Origin of the sequence: Acinetobacter sp. YH12049 (assembly GCF_013419875.1) — a bacterium.
In the GTDB taxonomy this organism is placed as follows: Bacteria; Pseudomonadota; Gammaproteobacteria; order Pseudomonadales; family Moraxellaceae; genus Acinetobacter; species Acinetobacter amyesii.
Genome location: NZ_VOZH01000010.1, coordinates 1 through 12,346, shown reverse-complemented (window position 1 = coordinate 12,346; position 12,346 = coordinate 1). Strand labels below are relative to the sequence as shown.

Annotated in this window: 12 protein-coding genes; 7 read left to right on the top strand and 5 right to left on the bottom strand. The window is 41.7% G+C overall.

Translation table 11 applies throughout. From position 1 onward, the window contains the following. Positions 1-37: 37 nt before the first annotated feature. Entirely contained in the window at positions 38-847 is an 810-nt protein-coding gene (locus FTU05_RS05800) for a toxin-antitoxin system YwqK family antitoxin (protein ID WP_180164559.1), read from the bottom strand. A 194-nt stretch (positions 848-1,041) separates the two neighbouring features. Here FTU05_RS05800 and blaOXA point away from each other — a divergent pair, with 194 nt between their 5' ends. Next, complete coding sequence (gene blaOXA, locus FTU05_RS05795) at positions 1,042-1,893, top strand: class D beta-lactamase (RefSeq protein WP_180164557.1); 852 nt, start codon at positions 1,042-1,044, stop codon at positions 1,891-1,893. Positions 1,894-2,094: 201 nt separating this feature from the next. Here blaOXA and FTU05_RS05790 read toward each other — a convergent pair whose 3' ends face one another. Both FTU05_RS05790 and uvrA read right to left on the bottom strand, forming a co-directional pair. Further along, entirely contained in the window at positions 2,095-2,955 is an 861-nt protein-coding gene (locus FTU05_RS05790) for an AbiJ-NTD4 domain-containing protein (protein WP_180164555.1), read from the bottom strand. A gap of 147 nt (positions 2,956-3,102) precedes the next feature. Then, positions 3,103-5,934 (bottom strand): excinuclease ABC subunit UvrA, encoded by a 2,832-nt coding sequence (gene uvrA, locus FTU05_RS05785; RefSeq protein WP_180088773.1) that lies wholly within the window; start codon positions 5,932-5,934, stop codon positions 3,103-3,105. A gap of 179 nt (positions 5,935-6,113) precedes the next feature. Here uvrA and FTU05_RS05780 point away from each other — a divergent pair, with 179 nt between their 5' ends. The 3 genes from FTU05_RS05780 (at position 6,114) to FTU05_RS05770 (ending at position 7,881) form a co-directional block, all read left to right on the top strand. Further along, the gene (locus FTU05_RS05780; RefSeq protein WP_180164553.1) at positions 6,114-6,497 is read left to right on the top strand and encodes a hypothetical protein; all 384 of its coding nucleotides are present in this window, start codon (positions 6,114-6,116) and stop codon (positions 6,495-6,497) included. 134 nt (positions 6,498-6,631) lie between these two features. Then, complete coding sequence (locus FTU05_RS05775; protein ID WP_180164551.1) at positions 6,632-6,970, top strand: GlpM family protein; 339 nt, start codon at positions 6,632-6,634, stop codon at positions 6,968-6,970. 188 nt (positions 6,971-7,158) lie between these two features. Continuing rightward, positions 7,159-7,881, top strand: coding sequence for a hypothetical protein (locus tag FTU05_RS05770; protein ID WP_180164549.1), 723 nt, complete (start codon positions 7,159-7,161; stop codon positions 7,879-7,881). Between the two features lie 107 nt (positions 7,882-7,988). Here the strand turns inward: FTU05_RS05770 and tenA are convergent, their stop codons facing one another. After that, the gene (gene tenA / locus FTU05_RS05765; RefSeq protein ID WP_180063008.1) at positions 7,989-8,654 is read right to left on the bottom strand and encodes a thiaminase II; all 666 of its coding nucleotides are present in this window, start codon (positions 8,652-8,654) and stop codon (positions 7,989-7,991) included. Positions 8,655-8,861: 207 nt separating this feature from the next. Here tenA and FTU05_RS05760 point away from each other — a divergent pair, with 207 nt between their 5' ends. The 3 genes from FTU05_RS05760 (at position 8,862) to ssb (ending at position 12,106) form a co-directional block, all read left to right on the top strand. After that, positions 8,862-9,947 carry a DUF475 domain-containing protein gene (locus FTU05_RS05760; RefSeq protein ID WP_180164547.1) on the top strand — a complete coding sequence of 362 codons (1,086 nt, stop codon included), beginning with the start codon at positions 8,862-8,864 and terminating at the stop codon, positions 9,945-9,947. A 155-nt stretch (positions 9,948-10,102) separates the two neighbouring features. Continuing rightward, positions 10,103-11,467, top strand: a complete 1,365-nt coding sequence (locus tag FTU05_RS05755) for an MFS transporter (RefSeq protein WP_078193177.1) — start codon at positions 10,103-10,105, stop codon at positions 11,465-11,467. A 51-nt stretch (positions 11,468-11,518) separates the two neighbouring features. After that, positions 11,519-12,106: a single-stranded DNA-binding protein gene (gene ssb / locus FTU05_RS05750; RefSeq protein ID WP_078193176.1), complete on the top strand. Its 588-nt coding sequence runs from the start codon at positions 11,519-11,521 to the stop codon at positions 12,104-12,106. A gap of 144 nt (positions 12,107-12,250) precedes the next feature. Here ssb and FTU05_RS05745 read toward each other — a convergent pair. Beyond that, positions 12,251-12,346 (bottom strand): transposase domain-containing protein (locus tag FTU05_RS05745; RefSeq protein WP_179992416.1); only part of this gene is annotated, 96 nt, incomplete at its 5' end.

The window sequence follows — 12,346 nt, the reverse complement described above, 5'->3', positions numbered from 1 at the left end:
AGCTTGGCAGATTCATAAAGTTAGCTAGAAAAATCAATTAATCTTCATCTTTATATAATTTATTGCAGGCTTGTTGGTTCATTTGACTACCATCTTCATTCCAACACTGGGCTTGGGTAATTTTGCCTAAATCGTACTGAAGCACCGCTTCAGGTTGCCCATTGTCATACCAAATTTTATAACTGTTATGACGAACGCCATTACGATAATAACCTTGGCGTTCTAGTTTGCCGTTTTCAAACCACATTTTCAGCTCACCAATCAGTTTATTATTTTGAAAATTGGCATAAGTCCATGGTTTACCATCGCTATACCAGCGTTGGCGCAGGCCATTTTCGAGACCATTTTTATAATTTTGAGAAAAAGCCAGTTGGCCATTCGGATGCCAAATTTTGTAATCCCCCTGCGACTCGCCATTGATGATGCTACTTTCTTGCTCTTTTATCCCATTGGCAAACCAAAACTCAAGTTTGCCCTCGTACTCCCCATTTTTATAAGCAATGCGGCTACGGGGTTTGCCGTTGGGGAAGAAACTTTCAAATACGCCTGAGCCTTGAATACCATCTGGAAAGTGAATTAAATGTTCACATTCACCGTTTTTAATTTTGCTATTACTCAGAAAGATGGTGGTCAGGGCATTGCCATTGGCATAGACATATTGATTTTCAAAGATTCCTTTGTGTTGAGTCGGGGTACTGAGGGCTTTACACTGCGGCTTATCTTTCCATGGGCTAAGATCGGGGTCTTCTTGTGAGACAAACAGCACCATGTATTCGTTTAGATAGCCATCGGCAAAGCTATATATTGGACATAATAAGAGGCTGAAACTTAAGATAAATTTATTCATTGTTAGTATGCTTTTATATTTAAAAAATTATTCGTTGTTGAGTCCACGATAGGCGTCATCATAAGGATGTTTTGTTTAAAAATAAATAGTGGATGCGCTAAGTTTGCAACAGATACAAGACTGTTGAAAAGTAAACAATTCAGGTTTGAACTTCATCTTATACTATGGATTTTAAACACCATAAAAATAGTGCAATGAAAAAAATATATCTATCGTTGATGACTGTCCTGAGTTTGTCAGCATGTACAACAAATGAAGGTATGTTGGATTCATCTCAACACTTAAAACAAACGGCTCAAGCCAATTTAGTAAATTCACGGGTGAGAGAGATTCCGTCTTTATTTAATCAAGCACAGACACAGGCGGTATTTGTCACATTTGATGGTCAGCGTTTGAGCCATTATGGCAATGACTTACAGCGCGCCCACACCGAATACATTCCCGCATCTACTTTTAAAATGTTAAATGCATTAATTGGTTTGCAGCATCAGAAGGCGACAGCCACTGAAGTTTTTAAATGGAAAGGTGAAAAACGTGCTTTCCCGTCATGGGAAAAAGACCTGACTTTGGGTGAAGCGATGCAAGCATCTGCAGTTCCTGTATATCAGGAACTGGCAAGGCGAATAGGTTTGGCGTTAATGCAACAAGAAGTCAAACGGGTCGGTTTTGGCAATGCCAATATTGGCAAACAGGTGGATAATTTTTGGTTGGTTGGGCCGTTAAAGATTACGCCTGAACAAGAAGTCAAATTTGCGTATCAGCTTGCGACAGAGAAATTACCGTTTGATGTCGCGGTACAAAAGCAAGTCAAAGATATGCTTTATATTGAAAGCCGTGGGGATGCGAAGTTATATGCCAAGAGTGGTTGGGGTATGGATGTAGAGCCGCAAGTTGGGTGGTATACCGGTTGGGTAGATGATGGTCATGGCAAGATCACGGCGTTTAGTTTGAATTTGCAGATGGCTGCAAGGTATGATGTGGCGGAGCGTAAGCAGTTGACGTTGGATGTGTTGGATAAGTTGGGTGTGTTTCATTATTTACGTTAATTTTTTGAATTTTGAATTTTGAATTTTGAATTTTGAATTGGCACGTCCTCGCTTTGCATTAGGTTTTAGCTTCCATTGCGTAGGATTTATCTTACTTTTGAAAGCACAAAAGTAAGCAAAATGCTTTTGTTTGACTGAGGGCACATCCGTGCTGCCCCAGTCAAACAGGCGACATCCATGTCGCCGTCATGTGATTGAATTTCAGTTTTGATCTTTGGTTTTATCAATTAAATAGTTAATAAAGTTTGTGCATGCAATGAGCATAAATTTCGCATCTATATAAGTTAAATTCGATTTTTCAAGCATGGCATGGCGGATACCATCTCCATCAGAAGTGTACCCATAGAGTTGACTTAGACTTTTCTTTAATGCTTCATGTAATCCATATTTATCTTCAATAAGTTTTAAAGCTTGACCTAAACTTGCTTTATCATTTTTCGTGACGATCTTACAAATAGATTCGACGGAACTAATGGACTCTTTAATTGAATTTCGATAATCAGGATTTTGACGATCTGACATCAATTTGAGAGCTTGATTTAAATGTTGTTGAACACCTGAATATGGATTGGTTTTTGCTAAAGCTTCTTCGATGGATTGGATTTCTTGTTCGGATGTAATTGGTGTTATTTCGTCATTTATAATGCGATAAACACTATTTTCTCTTTCTAAAGCATTATTGATAAAGCTTATAAAAGTTGCTTTATATCTGCCTTGTAATAGTTGGTTTGGCAAATACTTAATAGTAAATTCAATAAAATCATAAATCTCATACCACTCTAATTTTTTGAAAAAATAATCACGGATTAAGTTTGTAGTATCTAAAACAGTATCAGGGATTTCATCAATTGGCTTTTTAAATAAATGTGCCCAATATGATCTGAATAAAGGGTAAAGAGTGTAATTTTTTACAGATGGATAAAAACTATCACTAAATTTTCCTTGTTCTAAGATGATTTGATGATAGGCATTCCACAGTGCATTCTTTAAGTTATCATCAATACTTTCTTTCTGAATAATTTCTCGAACAGGTTTATATCCATATCTCTCTGAAAAACGCATTATTTCCCCCCAAAATTTTAATCTTATATTTTATTTTTAATCTCCCCTAACCCCTCTTTTTCAAAGAGGGGAACAGCATTTTGCTGGTAATGGAAACTCCCTCCTTTTTAAAGGAGGGTTGGGGAGGATTAAGTACAATAAATCGCGTTATTTCAACATCGGCTTTAAGAACTTCGCTGTATGCGACACTTTATTCTTCGCAACAACTTCAGGTGTACCTTCGGCAATAATCATACCGCCACCTGCACCACCTTCAGGGCCTAAGTCCACAATCCAATCGGCAGTCTTAATCACATCCAAGTTATGCTCAATCACCACGATGGTATTGCCCTTATTACGTAGCTCATGCAGGATGTCGAGCAACTTGGCAATATCATGGAAGTGTAGACCAGTTGTTGGTTCATCAAGCACATACAAGGTTTTGCCTGTATCGCGTTTTGCCAACTCACGTGCCAATTTCACACGCTGCGCTTCACCACCTGAAAGTGTGGTTGCAGACTGACCCAAACGGATATAGCCCAAGCCCACTTGGTTCAAGGTTTCCAAACGACGGTGAATCACAGGAATAGCGTCAAAGAAATGCATTGCATCTTCAACCGTCATTTCTAAGACATCTGAAATGTTACGACCTTTATAGCCAACTTCTAATGTTTCGCGGTTATAGCGCTTGCCGTGGCAGGCATCACAAGGCACATACATATCAGGTAAGAAGTGCATTGCGACCTTAATCATCCCGTCACCTTCACAGGCTTCACAGCGACCGCCTTTCACATTAAACGAGAAACGACCTGCGGCATAACCACGTGCTTTAGCTTCAGGAGTTTGCGCAAACAGTTCACGAATTGGGGTAAACAAACCGGTGTAAGTTGCTGGGTTTGAACGTGGTGTACGACCGATTGGGCTTTGGTCAATATCAACGACTTTATCGAGGAACTGTAAGCCATCAATCGAATCAAATTTCTCAGCCGTTAATGTGGTTGCACCATTCAATTGAGTCGCTGCAAGCGGTAACAAAGTACGGTTAATCAATGTTGATTTACCTGAACCCGACACACCCGTTACACAGGTCATTACCCCTAAAGGAATGGTCAGGTCGACATTTTTTAGGTTATGACCCGCAGCGCCCATCAATTTGATTTGTTCTTCAGGTTTTGGCGGTTGTGTTCGTGTTTTCGGCACATCAATACTGAGTTTTCCTGATAGATATTGACCGGTTAATGAATCTGGATTTGCCAAAATTTCGTCATACGTCCCTTCGGCAATCACATGACCGCCATGCACACCTGCACCGGGGCCGATATCAATAATATGGTCGGCAGCACGAATGGCATCTTCATCATGCTCTACGACGAGCACGGTATTACCAAGGTCACGTAGGCGAACTAAGGTTTCAAGCAAGCGATCATTATCACGCTGATGTAGACCAATCGATGGTTCATCGAGGACATACATCACGCCCATGAGGCCCGCACCAATTTGTGAAGCCAAACGGATACGCTGTGCCTCACCACCCGACAGTGTTTCTGCCGAGCGCGATAAACTTAAATAATTCAAACCCACAGAGACGAGGAAGTGCAAACGTTCACGAATCTCTTTGAAAATCTTGTCAGCAATTTCGCCTTTGGCACCGCTTAAGTTGAGGTCTTGATAATAGCTTTCAGCATCGCCAATCGACATCTTGGTGATTTGCGCGATGGTTTTATCTTTAACTCGGACATGACGTGAAATTTCATTGAGACGTGAGCCACCGCAAGCATCACATGCAGCATTGGATAAATACTGTGCTAAATCCTCACGCACATAGTTCGACTCCGTTTCACGGTAGCGACGCTCTAGGTGAGGTAGAATCCCTTCAAAGGCTTGCACACGTTTGTGCGAACGACCACGCTCATCAATATAGCTGAGGTCAACTTTTTCCTTGCCTGTACCATAAAGGAATTTCTTTTTGGTGTCGGCATCGAGTTCATTCCACGGTGTGTCTAAAGAATAACCAAAATGATCTGCCACTTTTTGGATCATGCTATAGTAATACGGACGTTGACGGTCCCAACCGCGAATCGCCCCTTGGCTAATCGAAACTTCATTATTAGGAATCAATTTGTCAGCACTAAAATGGCTGCGTGTGCCTAAACCATCACAAACAGGGCAGGCACCGAATGGATTGTTGAAGGAAAATAGACGCGGTTCGAGTTCACCTACGGCACGTTCACATTCAGGGCAGGAGTGTTTCGCAGAGAAGACACGGTCTTCTTGTTCGCCTTTCATCCACGACAAAATGGCAATATCACCGCCCATGCGTAAAGCCGTTTCAAAACTTTCTGCAATCCGGTTGCCAAGATCATCACGTACTTTAAAACGGTCGACCACCACTTCAATGGTGTGCTTTTTCTTTTTGTCTAATTCAGGTGGTGTGTCGATATCAATAACTTCACCATCGACACGGGCACGGACAAAACCCTGACCTTGTAATTGTTCAAATAAGTTGGTGTATTCACCCTTACGGTCACGGACCACAGGGGCAAGCAACATAAGCGCCGTGCCTTCTTCTAGACCTTTGACGGTATCGACCATTTCAGACACAGTCTGAGCCACCATCGGGAGGTCATGTTCAGGACAATACGGCGTGCCGACACGGGCATAGAGTAGACGTAAATAGTCGTAAATTTCGGTGATTGTTCCCACTGTTGAGCGTGGGTTGTGGCTGGTTGATTTTTGTTCGATAGCAATCGCAGGACTCAAGCCTTCAATCGAGTCAACTTCGGGCTTTTCCATTTGCGAAAGGAATTGGCGTGCATAGGCAGATAAGGACTCAACATAGCGACGTTGACCTTCAGCATACAAGGTATCAAAAGCCAAAGAGGACTTCCCTGAACCAGAAAGACCCGTAATGACCACAAACTTGTCGCGTGGAATATCGAGTGACACATTTTTTAAGTTATGGGTACGTGCGCCTCGAATACGGATATGGCTTTGGCTCATGCAAGGGGTCCTAAAATATTCATCGAAAAACCTATATATGATAGCGCATGAAAAATGTTCAAGTGTAATTTAAACCTAGATTTATGCGTGACTTTGTGAGAAAAATGGCCGAATCAAAATATAGCTGTCTGTGCCGATGCCCTAAAACATCCGCAAATCAGCAATCTAGGACTTTTAACATGAAATGGCAACTTCATCTCAATCCAATATTAGGTGTGATGGGTTTATTGATGTGTAGTGTGTTTTTGAGTGCATGTACCCCGAACCACACACCGAAAGCGCAAAAATATGACAGCTTAGAACAAGCAACTTTGGCGCTGAATACCGAAAGTGAAAAAATTGATCTGTATATTGCGAAATTAGGTCAAGCCAAAATTGAAGCTGAAAAAAAGCAGCTGGCTTGCGAAAAAATTCCTCAACAGTTTGATTTGGTTTTGGCAATTGTTGAAAACAATCAACATTTGATGAGTGCTGAAGATTTAAAAGTTCAAGCACAGTTTAAGCACATGGCCGAGCAACAAAAAGCGCGCTTTAAATCTAGCCTGTGGTGTAAAGGTGCATAAAGATAAAAGCGTTATGACTGTTCTAAGTTCATCGTTTAAATCTCCTGTGCTATGCGCATAAAAATGCATTGGAAAATCTCAGGACTATCGCAGAAAAGGCGTAAAATGCAGTTTTCTCTAAACTATTGAATGCCATGTTGTCCTTATTTCTCAAAAGCTTAATGGGTGCCTTTGTTGTGGTATTAATTGCTTTGCTGTCTAAAAGTAAGGCGTTTTATATTGCAGGTTTGGTTCCATTGTTTCCGACTTTTGCGTTGATTGCCCATGTGATCGTGGCAAATGATCAGGGTGCAGCCGCATTACAAAAAACAGCGCTGTTTGGACTCTGGTCTCTCATCCCCTATTTCATTTATTTATTGATGGTGTACTTGCTCGCAACACGTATGAACTTAACGGCATGTTTGAGTGTAGCAACGTTGAGTTGGGTACTTGCTGCGGCTGTTTTGATTTATGTATGGCAGAGTTTTCAGTAAGCATCAAAGCCTATATCGATGCTGTTTCAGATTAACTTTTTATAGGTTCTAGATCATTTATAAAACAATAGATTTGTATTAAATTATGATGAATTTCCAATCGCTAAATGTGTGATTTAAAATGTAAGTATTTGAATAATTAATTATAATTCTGCCAGAACAGAAAATAATCATGATAAGAGCAAATAATGTTAAAACAATTTTGGGTGATCATCTGCCTCATGTTTTCAAGCCAAATCCTGTGGGCTGAAGACAGTCAAATCCTCGCGTTTGAACAGTTTATTGACCCGGTAGCCGAGCAGCGTTATAGCGTGAGCGGGCCTGCGGTCGGGCAAAATGAACAGCTATGGTCTGTGGTCTATATGGTGCTGCAAACCAACCAAGTCCCTGACAATACTGTTCTGGACTTTAAAGTCGTTCCCCAAGGTTTATTATCGAAAAATAATCCTGCACAAAAAATACAAGAGTATGCTTTTGATGGTGTACAGTTGGCACAGAAAAAAGACTATGTACTGTCCCAATTCTCCGATTTGAGTGAACAACTGGAAGATCAAACTGGCAAGAAAGTGCAGGATGCATCAATCTTTGATATTAGTCGTGCCCATGTATATGCCCGCGTAGAAGATTGGGTGCCTGACTATAATGCACAAGCTACTCAACTGAATATTGAACTGGGAAAACTCAATGAAATGCAAGTCAAAGGGCTTTATTTCATTTTAGGCAAAGGTGAAAAGCCCAAAGATTTATTGGCTATTGCTCAACTAGATCCGATGGTCAAATCACAATTTCATTCAGAAGAAATGCAGGAACGCAAAGCAGCTCGCAGTGAATTGCGTGAAGCACGTTTGGCGATTTTTTTGGTGATTATCGCGATGGGGATTTTCCTCGGATGGTATCGTTTTAAACGCTAATGCCTGAAATGATCGTGCAAGGTCATTTGAACCGAATCCAACCGTATAAAAAAGGATCTAAAAGCAATTTTAGATCCTTAATTTTTTATACAGTTTAAATCAAAGGTTTATTCTACAGGCCATGTCCGCTGTTGATACGCGCTGTCCCAGAACATCCATTCTAATTTTGCGCCGTTCGTATAAGCCGCATGCATTTTTTCACGTGTATCTGCATCGCAGCGAGCCGCCACTCGATCAATAGTTTGAATCACGTTTTGCACAGCAGTATTGAAGTCTTCACCTGAGTAGGTATCGATCCATGCTTGGTAAGGGTTATTCGGTACAGATTGGCTGACAATGGCTTTGCCGACTTCAGCATAGATCCAAAAGCAAGGCAGGAGTGAGGCAAGGACCACAGGGTAACTTTCTGACCATGCTGTTGCCGTTAGAAACGAAGTGTAATGATGACAGGCAAGGGTCAGTGGAGTATTTTCAAACTGTTCTTTGCTAATGTTGAAACCTTGCATAAAGTCATTGTGCAGACTACGTTCCACCACGATGGCAATTTTTGCCGCTTCAGAAAACTGAATTACATCGTCGGCATCAAATGCCTTGGCTGCACACACTGCAAGCGCACGACCATAGGCCAATAAATAATGGGCATCCTGAATGACATAGTGGCAAAAGGCATCGCGGCTTAAGCGGCCCTGAGCCAATTCCTGATTAAACGGTAGATGGAGTATCTGCTGATATAACGCGGTATTACGTTGCCAAACTTCTTCAGAAAAACGCATTGAACATTCCTGTCGTTAAAAATGAAAGACGGGTCTACACCATGATGCGATGTAATTGAGAGCCTCCATCTTAGAGTGTTTATTCAAAATGTAACGAATAATTTTTGGTTTCAATCCTGAAAAGCGGCATAATTGCGCCATAAACTTAGCTTCAAACTGGGTATTCCCTCATTTTGAAATCTTATTGAATGAATAGGTCGATCTATCATGATGAAACATTTTGGTTTCTCAATCGTCTTTACGATCGTGTGTCTTGCCATTTCTGCATATTGGGGTCTGAATCATGGCCCAAATGCAGGTGTGCAAGCCATGCTGACAGCACTGACCATTACTGCAATTTTGGCAGTGATGGAAGTATCATTGTCATTTGATAACGCTGTAGTGAATGCATCGGTACTCCGTGGTTGGGATCATTTCTGGAAAATGATTTTCTTAACCGTCGGGATCGTGATTGCTGTATTCGGTATGCGTTTGATTTTCCCAATCGTCATTGTTGCTGTAACGGCTGACATGGGCGCTATGGAAGTGGTGCGATTGGCATTGAATAATCCAATTGAATACTCTGCAAAATTGATGGCACATCATGCAGAAATTGCGGCCTTTGGTGGTGCTTTCTTATTGTTGGTGTTCCTGAACTTCTTCTTAGATGAAGGGAAAGATACCCATTGGTTCCGTTGGCTAGAGCGCCGTTTGGCCAATCTTGCAAACGTTCCTGCGATGTCCGTGTTTATTGCCCTAATTGCGTTATTGGTAATGGCAGCAAACGTGGCCGAAGCCTCTCGTCTAGCGGTAGTGATGGCGGGTATCTGGGGGATCGTGGTGTATATCGGTGTCCAAGTATTGAGTCATTTATTGGGTGGTGAACCTGAAGTTGATGAAAATGGTAATGCGGTTGGACATGACGCAAATGGCGTACCGACAGGCGTGATCAAAGCAGGTTTTGGTGGTTTCCTTTACCTTGAAGTACTCGATGCCTCATTCAGTTTTGATGGTGTGATTGGTGCATTTGCGATTACCTCTGATGTCGTAATCATTATGCTCGGTCTTGCTATTGGTGCTATGTTCGTGCGTTCAATGACCATTTACTTAGTGGATAAAGGCACCTTAGATGCTTATATCTTCCTTGAACATGGTGCGCATTATGCGATTGGTGCTTTGGCCTTCATTATGTTGGCGAGTGGCACAGGTCTTCATGTCCCTGAAGTGGTAACGGGTCTAATTGGTGTGGCATTTATTGTTTGGGCTGTGATTGCCTCAATTCAATATAAAAAGCGTCAAGAAAATCTAGGCTAATTTAAATTTGCCTAAAATCTCCCAAAAAGCGCAGCGTCAGCTGCGCTTTTTATTTGTCCAATCATCAGGATATTTAAAATCAATAAAAATCCTGCTTCGCTTTAAGCTGAATGTCCTATAATCCCATTCCAAGATTAATGAATTTTTAACCAGCTATGATGAATGCTCTTGAACGACGCTCAACTTTTGCTTTGAGTAGTATTTTCGCCTTACGTATGCTGGGGCTGTTCATGATTATTCCTGTTTTCTCTGTGGCAGGTCAGCAATATGCAGGGGCAACACCAGCACTTATTGGTTTAGCGGTGGGTGTTTATGGTTTAACTCAAGCGATTTTACAGATCCCGTTTAGTCTAATTGCAGACCGTTATAGTCGTAAACCGTTGGTGGTAATTGGGCTGCTGTTGTTTGCTTTAGGTGGTGCAATTGCTGCAATGTCCGATAGTATCTATGGCGTGATTATCGGGCGTGCGATTGCCGGTGGTGGTGCTGTATCTGCCGTAGTGATGGCTTTGTTAGCCGATGTCACACGTGAAGAACAGCGTACTAAAGCCATGGCCATGATGGGGATGAGTATCGGTTTGTCCTTTGTGGTCGCGTTCAGCCTTGGGCCTTGGCTCACAGGTTTAGTCGGCATCTCGGGTTTATTTTGGGTGACCACCATCATGGGACTTGCCGCGATTGCGATGTTGCTATTGGTACCGAAAGTAACGCGTCATCATAAAAATTTTCAACAAGGTTATCTGACGCAGTTAAAGCAAGTACTGAAAATGCCTGATCTAAATCGTTTACATGTTTCAGTCTTTTCATTGCATTTACTGCTCACAGCGATGTTTATCTATGTTCCGTCTCAGTTGATTAACTTTGCCAATATTCCATTACATTCACATGGTCTGGTGTATTTGCCGCTTTTGGTCGTGAGCCTGTTTTTTGCATTTCCAAGTATTATTTTGGCGGAAAAATATCGCAAAATGCGCGGCATTTTCTTGACCGCCATTGGTGGCATTATTTTGGGATTGGGCATCTTAATTTTTGGTTTCGAATCAAAATATATTTTGCTGACAGGCTTAGGTTTATTCTTTATCGCATTTAATGTGATGGAGGCATTATTACCGTCATGGTTATCGAAAGCAGCTCCAATTCAATCCAAAGCGACTGCCATGGGGGTGAACGCCAGCAGTCAGTTTCTGGGGGCATTTTTTGGTGGTATGATTGGCGGGCAACTATTGTTGCTAAATGATACGGCAATGGGATGGGGCATCCTGACAGGTCTAGCTATTTTATGGTTGATCATTAGTTTTGGATTGGCTCAGCCGCGTTATTTATCGTCTATGGTGTTTAGTTTGCCTGAAGATAAAGAAACGGATGAATGGACTTCTCAGCTTTTAGCAATTCGTGGTATTGAAGAAGTTGTGGTGATGTCTGACCAGCAAGTGGCTTATGTAAAAGTGGATAAGCAGCAGATGGATGAATCTGCGCGACAACATTTAACGCACTTGTTAGGGAAAGAGGTAGCCATTTAAGCATAACTCTTATAAAGTAAATAATAGAAACAAATAGGAAGAATACGTCTGATGCGTGGTGTAAATAAGGTCATTTTAGTTGGTACTTTGGGTCGTGACCCTGAAACAAAAACTTTCCCAAATGGTGGTTCTCTCACTCAGTTCTCAATTGCAACGAGTGATTCATGGACAGATAAAAATACAGGTGAACGTAAAGAGCAAACAGAATGGCACCGTATTGTGTTACATAACCGCTTAGGTGAAATTGCACAGCAATATTTGCGCAAAGGTTCTAAAGTTTATATTGAAGGTTCATTACGTACTCGTCAGTGGACAGATCAAGGCGGTCAAGAGCGTTACACGACTGAAATTCGTGGTGAACAAATGCAAATGCTTGACAATAATCGCCAACAAGGCGAACAAGGTCAAGGCGGTGATTTTGGTCAGCCTCGTTTTAATAATCAACAAGGTGGTTATAACAATAACCAAAACCAAGGTGGCTACGGTAATAGCTCAAACCAAGGCGGTTATGGCAATAACCAACCGGCTCAAGGCAATAGCTATGGCAATAACAACCCAGGTGGTTTTGCGCCAAAACAACAGCCTGCACCGACACCGGCTCCTGCAGCAGCAGATTTAGATGACGACTTACCGTTTTAATGAACCTTAAACACAGCGTTTAAAACGGTAGATCATCATCAAAAAAAGCCCTCAATCTTGAGGGTTTTTTTTCGCAGGTCTCATCTTGAAAGATCAGTTTCATTTTGAAATTGGTAAGCGTCCGCTGAACCCCATGCCTATTTTTTAATTCGATTTAGGTTTCCAGCGGTGTGGTAGCAATTCTTCAATCTGAGTCACTTTATGTGTCGGCAACCTTTTCAGCACATCACTTAAATAGGC

Coding starts and splice junctions, on each gene's coding strand:
- FTU05_RS05800 (WP_180164559.1), bottom strand. CDS start 847: ATGAATAAATTTATCTTAAGTTTCAGCCTCTTATTATGTCCAATATAT.
- blaOXA (WP_180164557.1), top strand. CDS start 1,042: ATGAAAAAAATATATCTATCGTTGATGACTGTCCTGAGTTTGTCAGCA.
- FTU05_RS05790 (WP_180164555.1), bottom strand. CDS start 2,955: ATGCGTTTTTCAGAGAGATATGGATATAAACCTGTTCGAGAAATTATT.
- uvrA (WP_180088773.1), bottom strand. CDS start 5,934: ATGAGCCAAAGCCATATCCGTATTCGAGGCGCACGTACCCATAACTTA.
- FTU05_RS05780 (WP_180164553.1), top strand. CDS start 6,114: ATGAAATGGCAACTTCATCTCAATCCAATATTAGGTGTGATGGGTTTA.
- FTU05_RS05775 (WP_180164551.1), top strand. CDS start 6,632: ATGTTGTCCTTATTTCTCAAAAGCTTAATGGGTGCCTTTGTTGTGGTA.
- FTU05_RS05770 (WP_180164549.1), top strand. CDS start 7,159: ATGTTAAAACAATTTTGGGTGATCATCTGCCTCATGTTTTCAAGCCAA.
- tenA (WP_180063008.1), bottom strand. CDS start 8,654: ATGCGTTTTTCTGAAGAAGTTTGGCAACGTAATACCGCGTTATATCAG.
- FTU05_RS05760 (WP_180164547.1), top strand. CDS start 8,862: ATGATGAAACATTTTGGTTTCTCAATCGTCTTTACGATCGTGTGTCTT.
- FTU05_RS05755 (WP_078193177.1), top strand. CDS start 10,103: ATGATGAATGCTCTTGAACGACGCTCAACTTTTGCTTTGAGTAGTATT.
- ssb (WP_078193176.1), top strand. CDS start 11,519: ATGCGTGGTGTAAATAAGGTCATTTTAGTTGGTACTTTGGGTCGTGAC.